The 23,130-nt window shown below is 70.8% G+C and carries 15 protein-coding genes and 1 pseudogene; 14 read left to right on the forward strand and 2 right to left on the reverse strand.

Translation table 11 applies throughout. The features are described from left to right. Positions 1-49: 49 nt before the first annotated feature. Both SB751_RS19340 and SB751_RS19345 read right to left on the reverse strand, forming a co-directional pair. Positions 50-2,026 (reverse strand): serine aminopeptidase domain-containing protein, encoded by a 1,977-nt coding sequence (locus tag SB751_RS19340; protein WP_410748301.1) that lies wholly within the window; start codon positions 2,024-2,026, stop codon positions 50-52. Continuing rightward, positions 2,013-3,029 carry a DUF1839 family protein gene (locus tag SB751_RS19345; protein ID WP_244844458.1) on the reverse strand — a complete coding sequence of 339 codons (1,017 nt, stop codon included), beginning with the start codon at positions 3,027-3,029 and terminating at the stop codon, positions 2,013-2,015. Before SB751_RS19345 ends, SB751_RS19340 begins: the two co-directional genes overlap by 14 nt. Positions 3,030-3,439: 410 nt before the next feature. On the opposite strand from SB751_RS19345, the gene SB751_RS19350 reads away from it, so the two are divergent. The 14 genes and pseudogenes from SB751_RS19350 to SB751_RS19415 all read left to right on the forward strand — a co-directional run bounded on the left by SB751_RS19350 (position 3,440) and on the right by SB751_RS19415 (position 23,110). Then, on the forward strand, positions 3,440-3,925 hold the full coding sequence (locus SB751_RS19350) for a GNAT family N-acetyltransferase (RefSeq protein ID WP_092294228.1): 486 nt from the start codon (positions 3,440-3,442) through the stop codon (positions 3,923-3,925). Positions 3,926-3,956: 31 nt separating this feature from the next. After that, entirely contained in the window at positions 3,957-5,510 is a 1,554-nt protein-coding gene (locus SB751_RS19355) for a mannose-1-phosphate guanylyltransferase/mannose-6-phosphate isomerase (RefSeq protein ID WP_144201085.1), read from the forward strand. Between the two features lie 12 nt (positions 5,511-5,522). Beyond that, positions 5,523-6,914: an undecaprenyl-phosphate glucose phosphotransferase gene (locus tag SB751_RS19360; protein ID WP_144201087.1), complete on the forward strand. Its 1,392-nt coding sequence runs from the start codon at positions 5,523-5,525 to the stop codon at positions 6,912-6,914. A 96-nt stretch (positions 6,915-7,010) separates the two neighbouring features. Next, positions 7,011-8,117, forward strand: coding sequence for a glycosyltransferase (locus tag SB751_RS19365; protein WP_144201089.1), 1,107 nt, complete (start codon positions 7,011-7,013; stop codon positions 8,115-8,117). Continuing rightward, the gene (locus SB751_RS19370) at positions 8,111-9,301 is read left to right on the forward strand and encodes a polysaccharide biosynthesis/export family protein (RefSeq protein ID WP_144201091.1); all 1,191 of its coding nucleotides are present in this window, start codon (positions 8,111-8,113) and stop codon (positions 9,299-9,301) included. Before SB751_RS19365 ends, SB751_RS19370 begins: the two co-directional genes overlap by 7 nt. Before the next feature lie 21 nt (positions 9,302-9,322). Beyond that, positions 9,323-11,632 carry a polysaccharide biosynthesis tyrosine autokinase gene (locus SB751_RS19375; RefSeq protein ID WP_144201094.1) on the forward strand — a complete coding sequence of 770 codons (2,310 nt, stop codon included), beginning with the start codon at positions 9,323-9,325 and terminating at the stop codon, positions 11,630-11,632. A 64-nt stretch (positions 11,633-11,696) separates the two neighbouring features. Then, positions 11,697-13,133, forward strand: coding sequence for a hypothetical protein (locus tag SB751_RS19380; protein WP_331491834.1), 1,437 nt, complete (start codon positions 11,697-11,699; stop codon positions 13,131-13,133). Then, a complete protein-coding gene (locus tag SB751_RS19385) occupies positions 13,130-14,353 on the forward strand; it encodes a glycosyltransferase family 4 protein (RefSeq protein WP_211944277.1) in 1,224 nt (407 codons plus the stop codon). The genes SB751_RS19380 and SB751_RS19385 overlap by 4 nt, the downstream gene beginning before the upstream one ends. Before the next feature lie 104 nt (positions 14,354-14,457). Beyond that, complete coding sequence (locus tag SB751_RS19390) at positions 14,458-15,627, forward strand: glycosyltransferase family 4 protein (protein ID WP_144201202.1); 1,170 nt, start codon at positions 14,458-14,460, stop codon at positions 15,625-15,627. A gap of 28 nt (positions 15,628-15,655) precedes the next feature. Further along, positions 15,656-16,753, forward strand: a pseudogene (locus tag SB751_RS19395) (glycosyltransferase family 4 protein); the annotation flags it as partial. 154 nt (positions 16,754-16,907) lie between these two features. Next, entirely contained in the window at positions 16,908-19,169 is a 2,262-nt protein-coding gene (locus tag SB751_RS19400) for a hypothetical protein (protein WP_144201102.1), read from the forward strand. Beyond that, a complete protein-coding gene (locus tag SB751_RS19405; protein WP_144201104.1) occupies positions 19,166-20,686 on the forward strand; it encodes an oligosaccharide flippase family protein in 1,521 nt (506 codons plus the stop codon). The genes SB751_RS19400 and SB751_RS19405 overlap by 4 nt, the downstream gene beginning before the upstream one ends. After that, complete coding sequence (locus SB751_RS19410) at positions 20,683-21,855, forward strand: glycosyltransferase (protein ID WP_144201106.1); 1,173 nt, start codon at positions 20,683-20,685, stop codon at positions 21,853-21,855. The genes SB751_RS19405 and SB751_RS19410 overlap by 4 nt, the downstream gene beginning before the upstream one ends. Beyond that, positions 21,848-23,110 carry a glycosyltransferase family 4 protein gene (locus SB751_RS19415; RefSeq protein ID WP_250025711.1) on the forward strand — a complete coding sequence of 421 codons (1,263 nt, stop codon included), beginning with the start codon at positions 21,848-21,850 and terminating at the stop codon, positions 23,108-23,110. The genes SB751_RS19410 and SB751_RS19415 overlap by 8 nt, the downstream gene beginning before the upstream one ends. Positions 23,111-23,130 lie beyond the last annotated feature (20 nt).

Below are 23,130 nucleotides of genomic sequence, written 5' to 3' on the forward strand. Positions count from 1 at the left end.
CGCCCGTTCGACCGCTGTATCCCTGCGATCCAGCGCAGTTCAGCGCGGTTCAGCGCAGCGCCGGCTCCGGATCGATGCCGGCGACGAGGGCGGCGATGGTGTCCGCATCCTCGCAGAAATGGGTACGCAGGTACTGGTCGAGCAGCGCGTAGACCGCCTCGCGCGCCGCGTAAGACCGCAGCGCGTGGTCCACTTCATCCGAAATCACACACTTCACATGACGATAGCGCCGCAGTTGCCGCCCGCGCGCGCCGAAGTGCGTGGCGAGTTCCCCAAGGCCCGGATCGTAGCCGCCGAAGACCAGCCACACCGGCACGCTGCGTTCATCGAGCCGACGAATGAGACCATGCACCTGACGCACCGGCGTATCAGCGCGAGTAATCCATGCGGCCAGCGTCTGCGCCCGCGTGCGCACACGGGCCATGATGCGGCGGCCCAGCTCCCATGCAATCGAGCCGATTTCCGCGTCGCCCTTGAAGACGCGTACCCATTTCTGCGTGTCCAGCGCGGCGGTCAGGTACACGCGCGTGGCGGCCTGGCGTGGGCTGGGGCGCTGCTGCACCACGTCCTGGATGCCGAGCCCTTCGGGCCACAGGAATTTCTGCACGTTGACCAGCACCGCGCCGGCCACGTGTTCGCTGCCGGTGGCGGCGTGCAGTCCCACGAAGGCGCCCGAGCAGATACCGAACAGCACCACGCGGCCGAAGCCCTGCGCGGCCAGCCATGCGGCGGCGGCGGTCACGTCGCGGCGCAGGTGGCTGCCGTAGGGTTGGAAGGCATAGCGGGGCAGCGCCAGCGAGACGCTGTCGCCAATCCCGCCCAGGTCCATCCGCATCGACGCAATGCCGCGCCGGGCAAGGTAGCGCGCGCAGAGCACGCCCATGCGCGCATCGCCCACATGATGGCCGGCGCCGGTGTTGATGATGAGCACCACCGGCGCGCCGTCGCCGCGCGCGGCGGCGGGCGGCTCGCACAGGATGCCGAAGAGGCCGTCGGCGCCGTAGTGCGCGCGGCGCTCCACGAAGCGGTCACCGTGCAGCACCGGCGCGTCGTCGGTGGCCAGGCGGCGCACGCGCGCGTTGTCGGGCTCGCGCACATCGGTCTCGGGCACGCCGGCCAGCCACGCCGTGGCGTGCCGGAACGCCTGCCAGGGCAGGTCGTTCAGCTCGGGATAGCTGACATAGGTCTCGTACTCGTCGAACGGCGCCTGCGTCACGTCGCAGCCGAGCGCCGCGGCGCGCTCGGCCAGGCGGCCGGCGCCGTCGAGCGTACTGGCCGACAGGATCAGCATGCGCGCCGCCGGGCGCTGGCGCAGTTGTCCGGGTTTGCCGAGGTCGCACGCCTGGATGGCGTCGATGGTGTCGCGGTAGAAGCGGTTGCCGACCACGGTCATGAAGTCTTCGGTCTCGGCCGGATCGAGCTGGTCCGCCGGGGACGACCGCGCGGTGCTCTGCAACGCGCGCAGTTCGCGCAGATGGTCGCGCCCCCGTACCACCGGGGCCAGCAGCACCAGCGCGTCGATCGCCTCCGCCTCCATCTCCTGCGTGGCGAGGACGGCCAGCAGCGCGCCGAGGCGGATGCCGCACAAGGCCACGCGCGTTACGCCGGTACGCTCGCGCAGCACGCGCACGGCGGCCACGATGCTGGCCGTCCACGCCTGCAGCCGGGCGGGATCGCTCTCGTCGCCATCGGAATCGCCGGTGCCGTGATAGTCGAAGCGCAGCGCCGGCATGCCGTTGGCGGACAACACCGTGGCGAGGTAGCGCCAGCCACGGTGCGTCATGATCGCTTCCTGCCCGAACGGGTTGCACAGCACCACGCCGCAGGCATCGGGCAAGAGCGGGGAAAGAGGCACGATAGGCCGGTGCAGCCAGCCGTAGCACCCGTCGAACAGCAGCGGTTCCATCACGGCGTGCACCATCCCCGGGCCGTGCGGCCCGTGGCCGCCGTGTCCGTCCCCGTGTCCGTCCTGGTGCGGACCCCCGCCCGCGCCGCCCATGGCGCCGCCGCCCTCAGACGCCCGCATGGACATGCACCGGCCCCGCCGCGCCGAACGTGGCCACCAGGCCAGACAGCGTGCGGTCGTAGGCGGACTCCAGCACATCCAGGCAGTCCGTGCAGGGGTCCTGCCGGCCCCGGGCTACCGCGCGGGCCAGCCGGAACTGCAGCACCTTGGCTTCCGTGGCGATGCTGTGCGCCGCGTCCACCACCGGCTCGGGCACCTTGTGGCCCTGCCGCGCCAGCCACGTGAGGTAGTGATGCAGCATCTCGAAGTTGGCGCCCAGCTGGCGCGGCACGTTGAACGTGTACTGGTGGAAGTAGGCGTCGCCGCGCGCCAGCATCCGCTCCATATGCGACGGAAACACCGCGCGCAGCCGGCTCACCGGGTTGGCGGCGGGGCGCCGCGCCAGATGCTCGCGCAGCAGCCGCACCGAGGCATCGGCCAGCATGCCCGGCGCCACCGGCGCGCGCACGCGCTTGGCGCACTCGGCGTAGGGGAACAGCAGGTCCGGGTTGCCGGACAGTTCGGGCGTCAGGCGCAGCAGGCCCTCGTAGTCGTCGCCATTGACGGTGTGGTAGCCCAGGCCGTGGTAGTAGCCCAGCCGGCGCGCCTGCGCATCGATCATGTCCACGCCGATCGACGTCTTGACGTGTTTCTGCCGATAGGAGGTGGCCTTGGTGTCCGGCAGGTAGTAGCTGTCTACCTCCACCAGCACCGTGTGGCCGCGCCCGACCTGCTCGACGAGATGCGCCTCCAGCGCATCGTAGAGCGCCATTTCCTGCACCACGGTGCCGTACAGCCGCTCGATGTCGTTGGTCGGGTATTTGAAGAAGGTGAAGTGATCGCCCTCGAAATCCTGCGTGACGGTGAAGGGCAGCGCGGCGCGCGGCTCGAGCCCCCAGCCGTTGAGCAGTTCGATCCACAGGTCGATGTAGCAGTTGGTCTCCTGCCAGATCACGTCCTCGCCATGCAGCGCGTGCGGCGCGGGCTGTGGCGTGCTGCGTGCCAGGGTCGCCGTGACATTCATATGGATTCTCCTCCGCTGTGTAGGCATGCCGCGCCGTGCCGGGCGCGGCCAGACGGTCTCCATTACAGCCCCAACCGCGCCAAAGATTGGTGCGCGAGGCAACACAGGCGGCGCAGCAAGGTGCACGTTTGCGCGCATGCTGGCGGGGCACCGGCAGAGGGCAGGCCGCGTGCCGGCAGTGGCACTTTCCCGGCCGATTTAGCGCTCTGATGGGCACGCCACCGCACGCCGGGCAAGGTGTGCGGAAGCGTACAGAGACGGCGAGGGGCCGTTCCTACACTGCAACTCATGGATTGTGGCCGCGTGCCGCCAGCGTTGCGGCGCGCGCATCGAGAACAGCGGTGAGCATGGGGAGCGTGAGCGCGGCGCGCAGCGCCGTCCGTGCCTTTGGACAGACCAGGAAGACGGGCATGAACTGGGTGGACAAGGAATTCAGCGAGCTGACCACGCGGGAGCTGTATCAGATCCTGCGCGTGCGCAGCGAGGTCTTCATCGTGGAGCAGGGCAGCCTGTTGCTCGACGTCGACGGCAAGGACATCGTCGGCACGCACGTGCTTGGCGTGGAGCCGGCGGAGGACACACAGCAGGTGGTGGCCTACGCCCGCCTGCTCAAGGGGGAGGGCAGTGAGATCCGGATCGACAAGTTCCTCACGCGCATGTCGCGTCGCGGCGACGGCACGGCCGAGGCATTGATGCGCAGCGCGCAGGAGGCCATCCAGACGCGCTGGCCCGGTGCGCCGGTGGGCATCCAGGTGCCGTTCTACCTGCGCGAGTTCTGCGAGGGGTTCGGCTTCAGCAAACGCGAGGGCCCGTACCTGGAACACGGTACGCATTTCATCGGTATGGTCTGGCAGCCGCCCCGCGCGCGCGCCCGGCTGTTCCGCCTGACACGCTGAGCCGCATGCGGCCCGGCCGGGAGAGCATTCCATGAACCAACCGATTCCGGTGGGCCTGCCGCCCGTCACGCTCGGCGCCGCCCTCGCGCCGCCTGTGGCTGCGGCGCTGCCCGTCATCCAGTTCCCGATCCAGCCCGTGATCATGGCCGGGGGTGCCGGCACGCGCCTGTGGCCGCTCTCGCGCGAACAGTTTCCCAAGCAGCTGCTGAACCTCGTGGCGGAAGACACGCTGCTGGAGGCCACCGCGCGCCGCTTCGACGGCGTGGCGGTGCTGGCGGGCCGCCCGGCCGGCATCGAGCCGCCGCAGCTGGTGGTCTGCGGCGAGGAACATCGCTTCATGATCGCGGACATGATGAAGCGCGCCGGCAAGCCCGCGCGGCTGCTGACCGAGCCCTGCGGCCGCAACACGGCCCCGGCGCTGACCGTGGCGGCGCTGCACGCGATGGCGGCTACGGATGGGGGCGATGTGGTGCTGGTGGTGACGCCGGCCGACCACAGCGTCACGGACCTGCCGGCGTTTCGCCAGGCGCTCGCCACGGCGGTACGCCATGCCGACGCCGGCGCCATCGTCACGCTCGGCGTGGTGCCGGTCTCGCCGGAAACCGGCTACGGCTACATCCGCGCCGGCGGCACGGCGGTCGATGGCGCCTACACGCTGGAGAAATTCGTCGAGAAGCCGCACCTGGAGCTGGCCCGGCACTACGTGGAATCCGGCGGCTACTGGTGGAACAGCGGCATCTTCGTGGTGCGTGCGGCGGTGTGGCTGCGCGCGGTGAGCCAGCTCCAGCCCGAGATGTACATGCAGTGCCGCGCCGCCTACGAGGCTGGCGAGGCTGGTGAGGCCGGCGGCGATACGTTCCGGCTGAACCGCGAGGCCTTCGGCGCGTGCCAGTCGGACTCCATCGACTACGCCGTGATGGAGAAGCTGGAGAGCCTGCCCGACGTGCCCGGGCGCGTGGTGCCGCTGGACGCGGGCTGGTCCGATGTCGGCTCCTGGGCCGCGATCTGGGACATCGCGCCCAAGGATGCGCTCGGCAACGCCGCGCGGGGCCGCGTGGTGTTCGATGGCGCGACGGCCTGCCTCGCCCACTCGGAAGGCCGGCTGATTGCCTGCGTGGGCGTGCATGACGTGGTGGTGGTGGAAACCGCCGACGCCGTGCTGGTGGTCGACAAGGCCCACGTGCAGGACGTGAAGAACGTGGTGCAGCGCCTGCGCGCCGAACACGGCAGCGAGGTGGTCAACCATCGCAAGGTGCACCGCCCGTGGGGCTGCTACGACGCCATCGACCATGGCGACCGCTTCCAGGTGAAGCGGATCATTGTCGAGCCGGGCGCCAGCCTTTCGCTCCAGATGCACTACCACCGCGCCGAGCACTGGGTCGTGGTGCGCGGCACCGCGCGCGTCACCTGCGGCGAGACCGTGAGCATCCTCAGCGAGAACCAGTCCACCTACATCCCCATCGGCACGCTGCACCGGCTTGAAAACCCGGGCAAGACGCCGCTGGAGATCATCGAGGTGCAGTCGGGGGCCTATCTGGGAGAAGACGACATCGTCCGCTTCGAGGACAACTATGGCCGCAAGTAAGGAGATGCCGCGATGACCGGGCTGCTTGCCTGCGCGCTGGACCTGCTGCTGGTGGCGGGCAGCGCGCTGCTGGTGCACCAGCTCATGCTGCCCCCGGCATTGCCGGGGCATGGCCTGCCGCTGGCCTGGTCGGACACGCAGACCATGCTGGTGTCGTTCAACGCGCTGCTGGCGGTGGTGCTGTTCGCCGCCTTCGGCGTCTACGGCCAGTGGCGCGACCGCTCGCTCAGCCAGCTTACCCACCGGGTGCTGGCGGCCTGTGGCGTGGTGGCGCTGGCCGGGCTGGCGCTGCTGTGCACGCCACGCCTGGAGAACGTGCCGACTTCGTGGTTCATCGCCGTGACCGCCGCCTCGGCGGGCATGCTGCTGCTGGCGCGGCTGGTACCGGGCTGGGTGGCGCGGCGGCTGGGCCGGGCGGCTACGCGCACGCGCACGGTGGCCGTGGTCAGCACGCGCGCCCATGCGCGCAACATGCTGGCGCAGCTCGCCCATGCGCCGGGTGCGCAGTACCGCGCCGTGTGTGTCTATGACGAGAGCGACGACGCCCCCGAGTGGCTGCACAACGTGCCGGTCTGCGGCAACTTCCGCGACTTCGCCGGCATGGTCCGCGCGCGCGCCATCGATGAGATCTGGCTGGCGCTGCCGCTGGCGGACCAGCATCTGGTGCGCCGCTTCGTGCGCGAGTTCCGCAACGACTTCGTTGACATCCGCTACATGCCGGACCTGCGCGGCCTGCCGCACCTGCAATGCTCGGTGGACAAGGTGCTGGGCTATCCCACGCTCAATCTGGCCGTCTCGCCGGCCGACGAATACCAGCTCTGGCCGAAGGAGATCTTCGACCGCGTGGCCGCCGCGCTGGCGCTGGTGGCGCTGATCCCGCTGTTCGTGGTGGTGGCGGCGCTGGTCAAGCAGTCCTCGCACGGGCCGGTGTTCTTCCGCCAGCGCCGCAAGGGCTACGACGGCCGCGAGTTCGAGATTCTCAAGTTCCGCACGATGTGCCTGCACGACGAGGCACCCGGCACGGTGACGCAGGCGCGGCGCGGCGATCCGCGTGTGACGCGCGTGGGCGCGGTGCTGCGTGCGCTGTCCATCGACGAGCTGCCGCAACTCCTCAACGTGCTGCGCGGACAGATGTCGCTGGTGGGGCCGCGCCCGCACGCACTGGCGCACGACGAGCTCTACAAGAATCTGGTGGAGGGCTACATGCACCGCTACCGCATCCGTCCCGGCCTGACCGGCTGGGCGCAGGTGAACGGGTATCGGGGCGAGACGTCCACGGTGGAGAAGATGGAGACCCGGGTCAAGTTCGACCTGTTCTATATCCGGAACTGGTCGTTCTGGTTCGACATGCAGATCATCCTGCGCACGCCGGCGTGCATTTTGCTCCGGCGCAACGCCTACTGAGAGCGGCGCGGGCGGTATTGAGACAGGGTACGTGTAAGTGGCGGCAAGGCAGCGCGGCAATGGAGCCCGCCCGCTGATCCGCCGGGGGACGCCAAGATGGACCTATCGGTAATCATTCCCAGCTACAGGCGCTGCGACGACCTGGACCGCTGTCTGCGCGCGCTGGCGCGCCAGCAGCGCCCCGCCGACGAGGTGGTGGTGGTGGCGCGCGCCGACGACGCGCCCACGCTGGCGCTGCTCTCGCGCTGGCTCTCCACGGCCTGCCCCGAGACGCTGCCGGGCCTGCGCCTGGTGACGGTGGACGAGCCCGGCCAGGTGGCCGCCAACAACCGCGGCTTCGCGGCCGCGCGCGGCGACATCCTGTGCCTGACCGACGACGACGCCGCGCCGCATCCAGACTGGCTGGCGCGCATCGGCAGCCACTTCGCGCGCGATGCCAGCCTTGGCGGCGTGGGCGGGCGCGACCGCGTGCACGAGGGCGGCCGCATCCTGCAGGGTGCGGCAAGCTGCGTGGGCCAGGTGCGCTGGTATGGCCGGGTGATCGGCAATCATCACATCGGAGCCGGCGCGCCGCGCGACGTGGACGTGCTCAAGGGCGTGAACATGGCGTGGCGGCGCAGCGCGGTGGACGGGCTGCGCTTCGATACGCGGCTGCGCGGCGCGGGCGCCCAGGTTCATAACGACCTCGCCTTCAGCCTGGCCGTGCGCCGCGCGGGCTGGCGCCTGCTCTATGACCCGGCGCTGTGCGTCGATCACTTTCCGGCGCCACGTGCCGATGCCGACCAGCGCGCGATCTTCAACGCCGAGTCCTACTACAACGCCAGCTACAACCTCCACCTGGTGCTGGACGAGCACCTGCGCGCCACCGGCGTGCCGGCCAGCCGCCGGGCCATGGCGGGCGCGTGGCAGGTGCTGGCGGGCTCGCGCAACTATCCGGGCTGGCTGCGCGCGCTGGCGTTGTGCCTGGGGGGCGAGGGTGGCCGCGCGTGGCGGCGCATGGCGCTCGCGCAGCGCGCGCGGGCCGACGCCATGCTCGCCATGGCCGCCCTGCGGCGAATGCCCCACGTGGGGCCGCCCACGTCCGGCGTGCCGGAACGTGCGGAAACAGACGTCCGCCCCCATGCCGGCGGCGCTTCAATGACCCCCATCGGTATGCAGCAACAAGGGCGCGCAGGCGCCGACAAGGAGAAGCTGCCATGGTAATTCGATTCCTCCCCCGCCTCGCCGTGCTGGCCATGCTGGCCGCGCTCGGTACGCTTGGCGGCTGCACCTGGGCACCGGGGCCCGCGCTGGACAGCAGCCGCATCCAGGACGACCTGACCGCCAAGACCGGCACGGATGTCTATCCGGTCAAGCTGATCACCGCCGACGTGGTGCGCGCCCAGCCCGACTCCATCGCGCTGGCGGCGGCCGTGCCCGATTCGCCGGCCCGCACGGGCAAGCTGGGCGATGACCTCGACGGCTACGAATACCTGATCGGACCCCAGGATCTCGTCGGGGTGACCGTGCTCGACCACCCCGAGATGAGTTCGGGCCTGATGACCGCCCCGGTCACCGGCGCCACCGCACCCGTGCCCGGCGTGCCGCAGATCACGCCCACCGTGCTCCCATCCGACCAGAGCGGCTACCGCGTGGACCGCAACGGCGAGATGTACTACCCGCCCGTGGGCAAGCTGCGCGTGGGCGGCAAGACCGTCGATCAGGTGCGCGGCATGATCACCAGCGCGATCAAGAACACCGTGCGCGACCCGCGCGTGGACGTGCGCGTGATCGCCTACCGCAGCAAGCGCGTGGACGTGACCGGACAGGTCCGCACGCCGGGCATGCTGCCGGTGACGGACGTACCGGTGACGCTGGTCAACGCCATCACGCGGGCCGGCGGCTTCGCGCCGGAGGCGGACGTGCAGAAGGTGCGCCTGACCCGTGACGGCAAGCTGTTCGAGTTCGACCTGGAAGCACTGATCGAACGCCGCAACGGCGCGCACGACTTCCTGCTGCGCGGCGGCGACGTGGTCTACGTGCCGGACCGCCTGTCCAGCCGCATCTTCGTGCTCGGCGAGGTGGCGCGGCCGCAGTCGCTGCTGATGAACAAGGGACGGCTGTCGCTGGCCGACGCGCTGGCCGGCGTGAACAGCATCGACGTGAAGGCGGCCGACCCGCGCCAGATCTTCGTGATCCGCGGCATGCGCGACAAGCCGCAGACGCCCGACGTGTACCGCCTGGACATGACCCAGGTGGACGCGATGCTGCTGTCCACGCAGTTCCGGCTTGAGCCGCTCGATGTGGTCTACGTCGGCACCTCGGACGCCGTGCGCTTCAACCGCGTGCTCGACCAGATCACCCCCACCATCCAGACCCTGTTCTTCACAGTGGAACTGGCTCGCTAGCCTCGTCAGGACGGAGCCGACATGAATACCCCTTTCCAGCGTCCCTACGGTACGCCACTGCCCCTGGAGGACGACGAGTTCATCCTGCGCGATCTGGTGCGCATGGTGCGCCAGCAGCTTGGCTGGGTGATCGGCATCACGGCCGTGGTGGCTGCGGTGGCCACGCTCTACGCCTACTCGCTGCCGGCGATCTACGCGGCGGACGCGCTGCTCCAGGTGCAGGCAAAGAACGCGGACAGCAACCCGCTGTCGCGTGCCTCGCAGATGATGGGCGGCACCTCGCAGCTCGGCACCGAGACCGAGATCGAGATCATCCGCAGCCGCTCGGTGCTTGAGCCGGTGGTGAATGCGTTCCGGCTCAACGTCTCGGTGTCGCCGGTGGTCATGCCCTACCTCGGCAACCTGGCGCGGCGCTTCGCCAAGCCGGGCGAGCCGGCGCCGGCGTGGTTCGGCATGTCGCGCTACGCCTGGGGCGGCGAGCAGATCGACCTGGAACTGCTCGGCGTGCCGGCGGCACTGGAAGGCGTGCCGCTGACGCTGCGCGCGCTCGGCAACGACAGCTTCGCGCTGTACGACCCCGAAGGGATGAAGCTGCTGAGCGGGCAGGTGGGCGAGATTGTCGACGACGGCCCGCTGCAGATCCGCATCGGCAAGCTGGTGGCCCGGCCCGGCACGGAGTTCACGGTCACGCGCTCCAACCAGCTCGCGGCCATCGGCGGGCTGGCCAAGTCCCTGCTGGTGCTGGAGCAGGGCAAGCAGACCGGCATTGTGCAGATCTCGATGGAGAGCAGCGACCGCGTGCGCGCCATGCAGATCGCCAACGCGGTGGTGCAGTCCTACGTGCGGCAGAACCTGGAGCGGCACCAGGAGGAAACCGCCCGTACGCTCGACTTCCTCAACGCCGAGGTACCGCGCGTGCGCGCCGACCTGGAGAAGGCCGAGGACGCGCTGGCCGCGCTGCAACAGCGGCAGGGCGCGGTGAAGCCGACGTCGGAGGCGCAATCGTACCTGGCTGGCGGGCTGGAGCTGGATCGCCAGATCGCCCAGCTCAACCTGCAGCGCACGCAGCTGCTGCAGCGCTTCATGCCGGGCCATCCGCAGGTGCAGACCATCGACACGCAGCTTGGGCAGCTGCGCGCGCTGCAGCAGAAGCTGGAATCGCGCTTCCACGACATGCCGGCGTCCGAGAAGGCCGGTGTGCGCATGGAACGCGACGTGAAGATCGCCCAGGAGATCTACATCTCGCTGCAGAACAAGACGCAGGAGCTGATGATCAACCGTGCCGGCATGGTCGGCAATGTGCACGTGCTGGACGAGGCGCTGGTGCCGTCGTCGCCGGTCAAGCCCAAGCGGGCGCTGATCATCGCGGCCGGGCTGATCCTCGGGCTGGTGCTGGCCGTGCTGACGGTGTTCCTGCGCCGCGCGGTGTTTGGCCGCATGCACGAGATGGAGGAGATCGAACGGCGCCTGGCGCTGCCGATGTTCGGCGAGATTCCGTTCAGCCCGGCGCAGAGCTGGCTGGAGGACTACTCGCGGCTTGAAGCCACCGCGCCGCCCGAGTTGCCGCTGCCGGTGGAACTGGCCGGCGCCGAGCACGTGCCGGTGACGCCCGAGCGCGCCGAGGAATGGCTGCCCGCCGCCACCCGCCCGGTGCTGGCGGAGAGCCGGCCGCACGACGAGGCCATCGAGGCGCTGTGCGGCATCTGCACGCAGTTCCAGTTCACGCTGGAGCAGATGGGCCACCGCGTGGTGGCGATGGTCGGGGCCACCTCCGGAGTGGGCAAGAGCTTCGTCACGTCGAACCTCGGCACGCTGCTGGCCAAGTCGAATCGCCGCGTGCTGCTGATCGATGGCGACCTGCGCCGGCAGCGCCTGTCCGGCTACTTCAACCGCGCCGCCGGCATGGGCCTCTCGGAAATGCTGGGCGGCCGCATCGACGCCAACCAGGCGGTGGTGCCCACGGGCGTGTCGAACCTCTGGATCGTGCCCGCCGGCAACTTCGGCGCCACGCCGGCCGAGCTGCTGATGAACACGCGCTTCCGCCAGGCGCTGGACACCTACGCACGCACCTACGACCTGGTCATCATCGACACCCCGCCGGTGCTGGACCACAACGATGCGATGGCCGTCTCCGCGCTGGCCGCCGCCACCGTGATGGTGCTGCGTACGGGCGCCCATACCGAGGAACAGATCGTCGATGCGGTGAAGCGGCTCAAGCGGGCCGGCGGCAACGTGGTGGGGGGCATCCTCAACACCGTGGTTGGCGACGCCGTGCCGCAGTCGGACAGCCTGAGCGACACGCTCGCGCGTGCCGCCGGGCAGCCCGCGTGATGCGCCGCCCCGCCCGTCATACGCGCCTCACGCGCCACGCACGCCTCCCGGGAGCCCGCCCGTGATGACCCTCGCCCTCGACGGCCCCCGCCGCGCCAGCCGGCAGCTGCACCCCGCACTGGTGCCGGGGCTGTTCTTCGCCTTCGTGCTGGTGCTGATCCTGCTCAGGCTGGGCCGCGTGGTGGAGCTGGCGTACCCGGTGGGCGCCGTGCTGGTGGGGCTGATGTGCTACCGGCGCAACCCGGCCGAGTATGTGTCCTTCATGTGCTGGCTCTACTTCCTCTCGCCCGAGGTGCGCCGCATCGCCGACTTCTTCAACGGCGCCTACAACCCCATCAGCCCGATCCAGATGGCGCCGGTGCTGGTGGCCATCCTCAGCGGCCTGACCGTGCTCACCCACTACCGCGTGGTGGCAACCAAGCGGGCCTTCCCGTCGCTGCTGATCGTGCTGGCGATGACGTACGCGCTGGTGGTGGGATGCATCCGCAACTCGGTGCCGTCCGCGCTGTTCTCGTTCGGCTACGCCATCATCCCGGTCTTCGTGGGCTTCCATGTGCTGGCTACCTGGAAGCACTTCCCGGTCTATTCGCGCGTGCTGGTCTCCACGTTCAGCTGGGGCATGTTCGTGATCGGCATCTACGGGGTAATCCAGTACGTGCTGATGCCGCCCTGGGACGCCATGTGGATGCTGAAGTCAGGCATCGGCTCGGTGGGCGAGCCGCTGCCGTTCAGCTTCCGCGTGTTCAGCACGCTCAACTCGCCGGGGCCGCTCGCCACGGTGCTGATGGGCGGGCTGCTGTTCATGCTGGCCGGGCGCGGCAAGGTGGTCTGGGTGGGCGCGGTGTCCGGGCTGGTGGTGCTGCTGCTGACGGCCGTGCGCTCGGCCTGGGGCGGGCTGATCATCGGCGGGATCTACGCGCTGGCCTGCATCGACGCCCGCACGCGGGCCCGGGTGATCCTCGCCATCCTGATCGTCTCCGCGCTGTCCGTGCCGATGTTCGCTGTCGAGGAATTCGCCAAGCCGGTACTGGACCGCATGGAGAGCGTGACGTCGATCAAGGACGACCGCAGCTTCCAGATCCGCATGCGCTTCTACGAATCGTTCCTGGCCGTGGCGACCAGCGACATCGCCGGGCAGGGCATGGGCGCGGTTGGCATCGGCACCAAGCTCGACTCCGCCACCAGCCAGCTGGGCAAGTTCGGCGTGTTCGACAGCGGGCTGATGGAGATTCCGTTCGTGATGGGCTGGCCCGGCACGCTGCTCTACCTCACCGGGCTGCTGTGGATGATTGGCCGCGCGATGAAGCGCGGGCTGGCGATGAAGTCCAACCGGCTGCTTGCCGCCGCCGTGGGCACCGCCATCGCGCTGGTCTCGATGCTGGTGTTCAGCAATACGCTGAACGCGTTCGACGGCATCCTGTTCCAGCTCGGCGTGACGCTGCCCGTGATCGGCCATCGCTATGCGCGCATGCTGGCGGCGTCGGGCGGGGCCACGCCATGACGCCCGCATCCGCCGACGCGGCGCCGGCCGTGCCGCCGCTGCGTGTCGCCATCGTCACGCACGTGGTGGACCGCAACGACGGGCAGGGCCGCGTGAACCACGAGATCGTGGCGGCGGCGCTGGCGGCGGGCTGCGAGGTGACGCTCGTGGCCAGCCAGGTGGCGGCGATGTGGCGCGAGCATCCGCGCGTGCGCTGGCACGCCGTGCCCGAGGCGCGGCTGCCATCGGCGCTGCTGCGCTACCAGGCTTTCGCCGTGGCGAGTGGCTGGTGGCTGGCGCGGCACCGCCGCCAGTTCGACATCGTTCACGTGAACGGCTTCATCACCTGGGCCCATGCCGATGTGAACACGGCGCACTTCGTGCACCACGGCTGGCTCCATTCCGGTTACTACCCGTACCGCCTGAGCGGTGGCGCGCACGCGCTCTATCAATGGGTCTATACGCGGCTCAACGCCCGGCTGGAGCGCATGGCGTTCCGCCGCGCGCGGGCCGTGGTGGCGGTGTCGCCGCGCATCGTCGCGGAGCTGCGGGCGACCGGCGTGCCGGTGGATGGCATCGAGGTGATCCCGAACGGGGTGGACACCGCCGAGTTCGCCCCGGGCAAGGTCTGCCGCGCGCGCTTCCGGCTGCCGGTGGGCGTGCCGCTGCTGCTGTTCGCGGGCGACCTGCGCACGCCGCGCAAGAACCTGGACACCGTGCTGGCGGCGCTGGCCCAGGTGCCGGAGCCCGTGGCGCTGGCCGTGGCCGGCAGCGCCGAAGGCAGCCCCTATCCGCAGCGCGCCCGGGAACTCGGGCTGGCTGACCGCGTGCATTTTCTCGGCCACGTGGCCGACATGCCCACGCTGATGCGCAGTTGCGACGCGCTGGTGTTTCCGTCGCGCTATGAGCCGATGGGCCTCGTGGTGCTGGAGGCCATGGCCAGCGGCATGGCCGTGCTGACCGCGCGCTCCACGGGTGCCGCCGGGCTGGTGCCGGACGGCGCCGGCATCGTGCTCGACGACCCCGACGACGCCGTGGCGCTGGCCGCCGCGATCCGCCGCTTCACGGCCGACCCCGGTGCGCTGCGGCGCATGGGGCAGGTCGGCCGCGCCGCCATGCTGGCGCAGGGCTGGGACGCGATGGGCCAGCACTATCTCCAGCTCTATCGCCGCCTGGCCGTGCGGCCCGTACCCACCCGATCGCAGGAAACCGACATGACGCTGAAGGGAGAGACCCAATGACCGCACCCTGGGCGATGGGCGACACGACGGCGTTGCAGCCCCCCGGGGCGCTGCGCACGCAGCCGGGTGCGAACGATGCCGGACCCGAGTCACTGGCGGTGCAGATGGCCGAGGCCGCACGCGCGCCGCTGACCGCGTTCCAGATCGGCATGCACTGGTTCCCCGAGCGCGCCGGCGGGCTGGACCGCATGTACTACGCGCTGGCCGGCGCCCTGCCCGATGCCGGCGTGGCCGTGCGCGGCATGGTGGCCGGCACCGGCGCGGCGGCGGCGGACACCCACGGCGCCATCGCCGCCTTCGCCCAGCCGGGGGCCAGCGTGCCGGCCCGGCTGCTGCGCGCGCGCCGCATGCTGCGGGACCGGCTCGCCCGCGAGAAGCCCGACGTCATCGCCTCGCACTTCGCGCTCTACACGCTGCCCGGGCTGGACCTGATCCGCGACTACCCCAAGGTGATGCACTTCCACGGCCCCTGGGCCGCCGAGAACACCGCCGAGGGCGTGGCCGACCTCGCCAGCCGCATCCAGCATCACGTGGAGGCAGCGGTCTACACGCGCTGCCAGCTGCATATCGTGCTGTCGATGGCCTTCGGCCGGGTGCTGCAAACGCGCTATGGCGTGGACCCGGCGCGCATCCGCATCGTGCCGGGCTGTGTCGATGCGGGGCGCTTTGGCGTGCCGATGGACCGCCGCACCGCGCGCCAGGCGCTGAACCTGCCCACCGACCGGCCGATCGTGCTGACGCTGCGGCGGCTGGTGCGGCGCATGGGGCTGGAAGACCTGGTCGATGCCATGGCGACCGTGCGCCGCAGCGTGCCGGATGCGCTGCTGCTGATCGTCGGGCGCGGCACGCTGGACGCGGAGCTGCGCGAGCGCATCGCGGCGATCGGCCTCCAGGATCATGTGCGGCTGCTCGGCGCGCTGCCGGATGCCCAGTTGCCGCTGGTCTACCGCGCGGCAGACCTGAGCGTGGTGCCCACGCTGACGCTGGAGGGCTTTGGCCTGACTACGGTGGAGTCGCTCGCCGCCGGCACGCCGGTGCTGGTGACGCCGGTGGGCGGGCTGCCCGAGGCGGTGCGCGAGCTGTCCGAAGCGCTGGTGCTGCCGGCCAGCGGGCCCACCGCGCTGGCGGCTGGCGTGACCGACGCGCTGCGCGGCACCCTGCGCCTGCCCGACGCCGAAGCGTGCCGCCAGTACGCGCGTGAGCGCTTCGACGTGCCGGTCATCGCCGCGAAGGTGGCCCAGGTGTACCGCGAGGCGGTCAATCGATGCGAATGAACCAGCGAGCAGGATCGAGGGAGCCAAGATGAAAGTCGCAGTGGTCCATGACTGGCTGGTGGCGTACGCCGGCGCCGAGCGGGTGCTCGAGCAGATCCTGCGCTGCTTTCCCGGGGCGGACGTGTTCAGCCTGATCGACTTCGCCGAGGAGCGCGCCTTCCTGCAGGGCCGCCCAGTCACCACCTCGTTCATCCAGCGGCTGCCGTTTGCGCGCACGCGCTATCGCGGCTACCTGCCGCTGATGCCGCTCGCCATCGAGCAGCTCGATGTATCCGGCTACGACCTGGTGATCTCCAGCTCCCACGCGGTGGCCAAAGGCGTGCTGACCGGCCCGGACCAGCTCCATATCAGCTACGTCCACACGCCGATCCGCTATGCGTGGGACCTCCAGCACCAGTACCTGCGCGAGAGCAACCTGCAATACGGGCTGCGCTCGGTGCTGGCGCGGATGCTGCTGCACTACATCCGCAACTGGGACGCCCGCACGCGCGATGGCGTGGACCATTACATCGCCAACTCGGCGTTCGTGGGGCGGCGCATCCGCAAGATCTACGGCCGCCATGCCAGCGTGATCCATCCGCCCGTGGACGTGGAAGCCTTCGTGCCGGGCGGCCCGCGCGAGGACTACTACGTCACGGTGTCCCGGCTGGTGCCCTACAAGCGCGTGCCGCTGATTGCCGAGGCCTTCGCCAGGATGCCGGACCGCAAGCTGGTCATCGTTGGCACCGGGCCGGAGCTGGACAAGGTGCGCCAGGCGGCGGGGCCCAATGTGCAGGTGATGGGCCACCTGCCGTTCGAGGCCATGCGCCGCACCATGCAGCAGGCGCGCGCCTTCCTGTTCGCGGCCGAGGAGGACTTCGGCATCTCGGTAGTGGAGGCGCAGGCCTGTGGCACGCCGGTCATCGCCTATGGCCGGGGCGGCGCGCTCGAGACGGTGCGTGACGAGCAAAGCGCCATGCCCACCGGCCTGTTCTTTGCCGAACAGAGCGTGCCGGCGATCATCGACGCCGTGGAGCGCTTCGAGCGCCAGCCCGAACTCTTCCGCCCCGAGTATTGCCGGCTCAACGCCGAGCAGTTCTCGGCCGACCAGTTCCGCGAGGCGCTGCTGGGCTTCGTGGCGCGGGCGCAGGCCATGGCCGCCGGGGGGAAGTCGTCCGGCGGGGGCGACGGTGCGTCCCGGCCCGTGCGTGACGACCAGCTCGACGGCTTTGCGGGGTGGCGCGATGGCTGATGCGCACCGGGTGCCGCCCGCGTGCGTGCCCCGGCCAGGCCAGACACGTTTGGGTTCCTTCCTCGCCACGCTGGGGCTGATCGCCCTCCTGCTGCTGTGCGCACCCGTGGCACCGGCCGGGGCGGCGGGGCTCGACTACCGCACGTCCTGGGTCGGCAATACGCTGGGGTTTGGCAATGGCCGCTGGGTGCCCAACGCCGTGGAGGACATCGCCGTCACGCCGGAAGGCGTGGTGGTGACCAATACGGAGTGGGACGAGGCCGGCGGCGAAATCACGCTGATCCGCGACGGCAAGGTCGAGGGCGTGGGCGACCACACGCACGGCTGGGGCAACTTCGGCGGCGACGCGATTGCCGTGGGCGACGGCTATGCCTTCACGGCGGCGCGCATCGAGAATGCCGGCGGCAAGCTGGCCAACCGGCCCGGCTATCCGGAGAAGAACACGGTCTGGTTCGGCCTGATGCGGCGCGAACTCGACCGCCTGCAGCGCGGCGCGCCGTTCGAGGGCGGCGTGGGCAATTCGGACGACGTGAACCCGAGCCCGGTGCTGAACAGCTTCCTGCGCATCACCGCCGTGCGCGAGGGCGAGGACGCCGCGGTGCGCGGCCTGGCTGTGCAGAACAACGTGCTGTACGCGGCCACGCCGCTGCGCAACCGCATCGACCGCTTCGACACCCGCACCATGCGCCGGCTGGGCGCCTGGGAGGCCGAGCAGCCGGGCAAGATGACGCCGGATGGCGCCGGCAACCTGTGGGTGATCCTGCGCACGACGGGCACGCAGGGCCGGCAGGTGGTGCGCTTCGACGCCGACGGCAAGCGCACCGCGCAGGTGCCGCTGCCGGCCGGTACCCTGCCGGTGGACGTGGCGGTGGGCGTGGACGGCCGCCTGCTGATCGCCGACAACGGTCCGAACCAGAACCTGCTCTGGTTCCAGGTGGACGGCAACACCGTGACCCCGGCGGGTGAGCTGGGCGAGCGCGGCGGCGCCTACAGCACCCGCAACGGGGCGCGCGCGGGCAGCGTGGGGCCGCTGCGCTTCCAGGGCCTGACCAGCGTGGGCCTGGATCGCAAGGGCAATATCTACGTGGCGATGAGCGGCATGGGTCCGCGCCCGGTGGGGCACCGCCCGTACCACTACGGCGCCGTGATCGAGAGCTACACGCCGGATGCCAAGCCGCGCTGGCGGCTGGAGGGCCTGCTGTTCCTCGACACCGTGCACGTCGATCCCGCCGACCCCGGCTGGGCCTATACCGGCACCCGGCGCTTCCGGCTCGACTTCGACCACATGGACCCCGGCAGCGAGTGGCGCTACACCGGCATCACGCAGGACCCGTTCCGCTACCCGCAGGACGCCGCCTTCGCGGCGGGCCCCGAGGGGCGCGGCTTTCCGCTGATGCGGCGCATCCAGGGCCGGCTGTTCGGCTTCTTCACGGACCGCCACGCCAAGTACCTGAAGATCTATCGCTTCGACCCGGCCCGCTCGGAGCTGGCCGTGCCGGCCGGGTTCATCTCGACCCGGCGCATCGAGGGCAACTGGCCGCCGTTCCAGCCGCCGTCCGGCGAATGGATCTGGCACGACGACAACGGCGATTCCCGCTTCCAGGCCAACGAGTTCGAGCGTAACGGCGGCCGCGACGCTCCGGCGATGCAGGCCTGGTGGGTGGACGACCGGGGCGACGTCTGGGCCGGCTCCTACGACCAGGGCATCCGCCGCTTCCGCCTGCGCGGGCTGGATCGCCAGGGCAACCCCGACTACAGCTTCGACACCGTGGAGCGCGAGCCGATGCCGGCGCCGTTCACCAAGGTGCAGCGCCTGCAATATTTCCCGGAGACCGACACCATGTACCTGACCGGCGCCACGGCCGCCAAGCCCTATGACCCCGGCCAGTGGGACTCGATCGGGCGTGTGGTGGCGCGCTACGACAACTGGCGCGGCACCAGCCGCAACACCGTGCGCAAGCCGCGCTACGTGGTGGAGGTGGACAGCCTGCCGGGCCGGCGCCCCACGCAGGGCATCGAGGGCATCGCCGTGGCCGGCGACTACATGTTCCTGGTCGAGGCGGAAAAGGCCCACGTGCGGGTGCTGGAGAACCGAACCGGACGGCAAATCGGCGTGATGACGCCCGGCGGCGAGGTGGGCGGCGAGAGCGGCTGGGTCGATGTGCCGATGGGCATCACCGCGCTGCGCCGCGCCAACGGCGAGTACGTGGTCTTCGTCGAGGAAGACGCGCGTGGCAAGAACCTGATGTACCGCTGGCGCCCGGCACCGGCGCCGACACCGGCACCGGCCGGGGAGGCAAAGCGCCCATGATGGACGTGACGCTGCGGCGCAACCTGCTGATCAACCTGACCGGGCTCGCCTTGCCGACGCTGGTGTCGCTGGTCACCGTGCCGCTCTATATCAAGGTGCTGGGCGTGGACCGCTTCGGCGTGATGACGCTGGTCTGGGTACTGGTGGGCTATTTCACGCTGTGCGACTTCGGCATCAGCCTGGCCAGCGAGAAGCGCATCGCCCGCGCGCTGGCCAGCGCCGACCGCGCCGACATCGCCCTGACGTTCTGGAGCGCGCTCTGGACCAGCCTGGTGACCGGGCTGATCGGCGCGGTGATCCTCTGGGGCGTGGCCGGCGCCTATTTCCATTGGGCCACGCACGCGCCCGAGGCGCTGCTGAACGAGGTGACGCGGGCGCTGCCGTGGATCGCGCTGTCGATCCCGGTCGGCAACGTGGCGCTGGTCTTTGCCGGGGCGATCAGCGCGGCGGAGCGCTTTTCGGTCTTCAACATCAACCAGACCATCGGCACGGTGATGTTCCAGGTGCTGCCCGTGACGGCGGCGTTCGTGCTGGCGCCGACCCTGCAGGTGGCGCTGTGCACGGCGGTCATCGCCCGGGCCGTGAGCGCGCTGATGCTGGGCGTGGCGGCGGTGCGCGTGCTGGAGATCGACACGGTGCAGCGGGCCCAGCGCGCCTGCGTGCGCGCCCTGTTCGGCTACGGCCGCTGGCTGCAGCTGACCGTGGCGGCCAACATGATCGGCGAGTCGCTGGACCGCGTGGTGGTGGGCGCGCTGCAGCCGCCGCGCTTCGTCACCTACTACGCGGTGCCGCAGAACCTGGTCTCGCGGCTGAACCTGCTCTCGGGTGCGCTCTCGCGCACGCTGTTCCCGCGCCTGGCCGCCGCGCGGCGCGAGGAGGCGGTGGAGATCGCCCATCACGCGCTCGGCTTCCTCCAGACGCTGCTCACGCCGGTGACGATTGGCGCGCTGTTCGTGCTGGAGCCGTTCCTGCGCTCGTGGGTGGGGCAGGAGCTGTCGTCCAGCTCGGGGGAGATCGGCCGGATCATGGTGCTGGGTGTGTGGCTTGGCGGACAGACGACCGTGGCGCGCAACCTCATGCTGGCCCAAGGCAAGGAGGCGGGTGTGGCGCACGTGTCGCTGCTGCTGCTGCCGGCGTTTGCGCTGCTGCTGTGGGGCGGGGTCTACCTGTTCGGCATCCAGGGCGCGGTGATGGCGGTGCTGGTGCGCGGCGTGGCCGAGTATGCGGCGCTGCTGCGGCTCTGCGGCATGCGCGCACGGCCGCTGGTGCACGAGATGGCGCCGCATCTGGTGTTCGTGGCGCTGGCGCTGCTGCTGGCATCGCACGTGAACGGCTGGCTCCCTTGCCTGGCGGCGGGCACGGCGCTCGCCCTCTGCAACATGGGATGGTCGCTGCACAGCTCGGCCACGTTCCGGGATGTGGCGAAATCGGCCTGGCGGCGCGTGTCGCCGCGCCCCACGCCTGACAGCGCGGCACCGGATGTCGCCGCGCCCGCTAACCACGAAGGGAAGACATGAGGATCCTTCACCTGGCCAACCACGCCCGCGATGTCGGCAACGGCATCGTGAACGTCATGGTGGATCTGGCGGTGGCGCAGGCCGCGGCCGGGCACTCGGTCACCATCGCTTCCGCCGAATGCGGGTTTGGCGAGCTGCTGGCCGGCTCGGGCGTGCGGCACGTGACGCTGGCGCAGCGCAAGCCGCTCGCCCTGCCGCTGGCGGTGCGCGAGCTGCGCCGGCTGACGCGCGAGATGGCGCCCGAGATCGTCCATGCGCATATGGTGTCCGGCGCCCTGGTCGGCGCGCTGGCGCGCCGCGCGGGCGGCGGGCCCTACGCGCTGGTGACCACGGTCCACAACGAATTCCAGCGCAGTTCCGACCTGATGCGCCTGGGCGACCGCGTGGTGGCCGTCAGCGGCGCCGTGGCGGCGTCGATGATCGGGCGCGGCATTCCGAGGGACAAGATCCGCGTGGTACGCAACGGCACCATCGGCTCGGCGCGGCTGGCGCGGCTGCCGGCGGCCCCGAATGCGATGAAGGCGCTGGCCGGCCCGTCGATCGTCACGGTATCCGGCCTCTATGCGCGCAAGGGCGTGCTCGACCTGATCGATGCCTTCGCCGATGTGCACCGCGCCGTGCCGGGTGCGCAGCTCTATCTGGTCGGCAACGGCCCGGACCGCGCCGCCTGCGTGCGGCTGGCGGAAGACCTGGGCGTCAGCGACGCCGTGCACCTGCCCGGCTTCGCGCGCGACCCCCGGCCATGGATGCGGGCCGCCGACGTGTTCGTGCTGGCCTCGCACTCGGAATCGTTCCCGCTGGTGCTGAGCGAAGCCCGCGAGGCCGGCTGCGCCATCGTCGCCACGGCGGTGGGCGGCGTGCCAGAGGCGCTCGGCTACGGCGCGGCGGGCCTGATCGTGCCGGCCCAGCGGCCCCGCCTGCTGGGCGAGGCGCTGTCCAACCTGCTGCGCGACCGCGCCACGCTCGACGGCTGGCGCGCGCGCGCCGCGCAGGACATCGACTGGCTGCGCGTGGACCGCGTGGAGCGCGACTACGGCGCGATCTATACAGAATTGCTGGCCGCGGTGCGCCAGCCCCAGCACACCTCGCCCACCCAATCCACCCAATCCACCCCGCTTCCCGTTGCCGGCGTGACCGAGCCCACCAAGGAGCTGGCGCGCCATGGCTGAACAGGACCCCCCACGCATGCTCCACGTCAACCTGCTGGCGCACGGCACCGAGGCCACCCGCCCGGCGCAATCGGCCCGCCAGCGGGTGCTCTTCGTCGACCAGAGCGGCCAGATCGGCGGCGCACAGCTCAGCCTGCTCGATATCGCGCGGCATCGTAGCCATGACAGCGAAGTGGTGCTGCTCGATGACGGCCCGTTCCGTGAGCGGCTGGCGGCGCAGGGCGTACGCGTGCACGTGGAAGCCGGCGGCGCCGTAGGCGCGCTGCGCCAGCGCGGGTTTGGCACGGGCGCGCTGCGCGGCCTGCTGGCGCTGCCCTCGCTGGTGCGGCGCGTGGCCCGGCGCGCGGCGTGCGCGGACGTGGTCTACGCCAACACGCAGCGCGCCATGGCGGTTTGCGTGCTCGGCAAGTGGCTGCACCGGCGCCCGGTGGTCTGGCACCTGCGCGATATCGTCGATGACAGCTTCTTCGGCCGCACCCAGCGCATCGCCATTCGCCTGCTGTCGCGCGGGCTGACCCGGGTGATCGCCAACTCGCAGGCCAGCGCGGATGCGTTCCGCGCGCTGGCCGGCAACGGCGTGCCCATCGAGGTGGTGCACAACGGCATCGACCCCGCGCCGTTCGACGCCGCACTGCTGCGCGACCGCCTGGCGCTGCGCGTGGCCAACGGCCTGCCGTCCACCGGGCTGCTGGTCGGCCTGTTCGGCCGGCTGACGCCGTGGAAGGGCCAGCGCGTGCTGATGGAGGCCGTCGCGCGCATGCCGGGCGCAACCATGGTGCTGGTGGGCGCCCCGCTGTTTGGCGAACACACTTACGAGGCAGCGCTGCGCGCGCGCGCCGCCGAGCCGGATCTGGCCGGGCGCGTGCACTTCCTGGGCTTCCGTGCCGATGTGGCCGAACTCATGCACTGCATGGACGTGGTGGTGCATGCCTCGGTCTGGGCCGAGCCGTTCGGGCGCGTGGTGGTGGAGGGCATGCTGGCGGCGCGTCCCGTGGTGGCCACGGCGGCGGGCGGCGTGAAAGAGATCGTCGATGACGGCGAGACCGGCATCCTGGTCTCGCCCGATGACGCGCCGGCACTGGCCAGCGCCCTGACCCGGCTGGCCGACGAGGCCGAGCGCGACCGGATGGGTGTCCGCGCGCGCGCGGCAGCGGTGGCGCGCTTCTCCCCGCTGGCCATGCTCACGGCCGTGGACCGCATCGTGGCCGACGTGGCACGCCGCGACGGTGTGGCGCAGGACGCGCCCGCCGTCTGACCTCCCTTTCCTGATTATCT

It is taken from the genome of Cupriavidus sp. SIMBA_020 (genome assembly GCF_046535395.1).
Classification (GTDB): domain Bacteria; phylum Pseudomonadota; class Gammaproteobacteria; order Burkholderiales; family Burkholderiaceae; genus Cupriavidus; species Cupriavidus campinensis.

What these genes read in the sequence shown, in the direction of transcription:
- SB751_RS19340 (WP_410748301.1), bottom strand. Translation starts at nt 2,026, where the DNA reads ATGCGGGCGTCTGAGGGCGGCGGCGCCATGGGCGGCGCGGGCGGGGGT.
- SB751_RS19345 (WP_244844458.1), bottom strand. Translation starts at nt 3,029, where the DNA reads ATGAATGTCACGGCGACCCTGGCACGCAGCACGCCACAGCCCGCGCCG.
- SB751_RS19350 (WP_092294228.1), top strand. Translation starts at nt 3,440, where the DNA reads ATGAACTGGGTGGACAAGGAATTCAGCGAGCTGACCACGCGGGAGCTG.
- SB751_RS19355 (WP_144201085.1), top strand. Translation starts at nt 3,957, where the DNA reads ATGAACCAACCGATTCCGGTGGGCCTGCCGCCCGTCACGCTCGGCGCC.
- SB751_RS19360 (WP_144201087.1), top strand. Translation starts at nt 5,523, where the DNA reads ATGACCGGGCTGCTTGCCTGCGCGCTGGACCTGCTGCTGGTGGCGGGC.
- SB751_RS19365 (WP_144201089.1), top strand. Translation starts at nt 7,011, where the DNA reads ATGGACCTATCGGTAATCATTCCCAGCTACAGGCGCTGCGACGACCTG.
- SB751_RS19370 (WP_144201091.1), top strand. Translation starts at nt 8,111, where the DNA reads ATGGTAATTCGATTCCTCCCCCGCCTCGCCGTGCTGGCCATGCTGGCC.
- SB751_RS19375 (WP_144201094.1), top strand. Translation starts at nt 9,323, where the DNA reads ATGAATACCCCTTTCCAGCGTCCCTACGGTACGCCACTGCCCCTGGAG.
- SB751_RS19380 (WP_331491834.1), top strand. Translation starts at nt 11,697, where the DNA reads ATGACCCTCGCCCTCGACGGCCCCCGCCGCGCCAGCCGGCAGCTGCAC.
- SB751_RS19385 (WP_211944277.1), top strand. Translation starts at nt 13,130, where the DNA reads ATGACGCCCGCATCCGCCGACGCGGCGCCGGCCGTGCCGCCGCTGCGT.
- SB751_RS19390 (WP_144201202.1), top strand. Translation starts at nt 14,458, where the DNA reads ATGGCCGAGGCCGCACGCGCGCCGCTGACCGCGTTCCAGATCGGCATG.
- SB751_RS19405 (WP_144201104.1), top strand. Translation starts at nt 19,166, where the DNA reads ATGATGGACGTGACGCTGCGGCGCAACCTGCTGATCAACCTGACCGGG.
- SB751_RS19410 (WP_144201106.1), top strand. Translation starts at nt 20,683, where the DNA reads ATGAGGATCCTTCACCTGGCCAACCACGCCCGCGATGTCGGCAACGGC.
- SB751_RS19415 (WP_250025711.1), top strand. Translation starts at nt 21,848, where the DNA reads ATGGCTGAACAGGACCCCCCACGCATGCTCCACGTCAACCTGCTGGCG.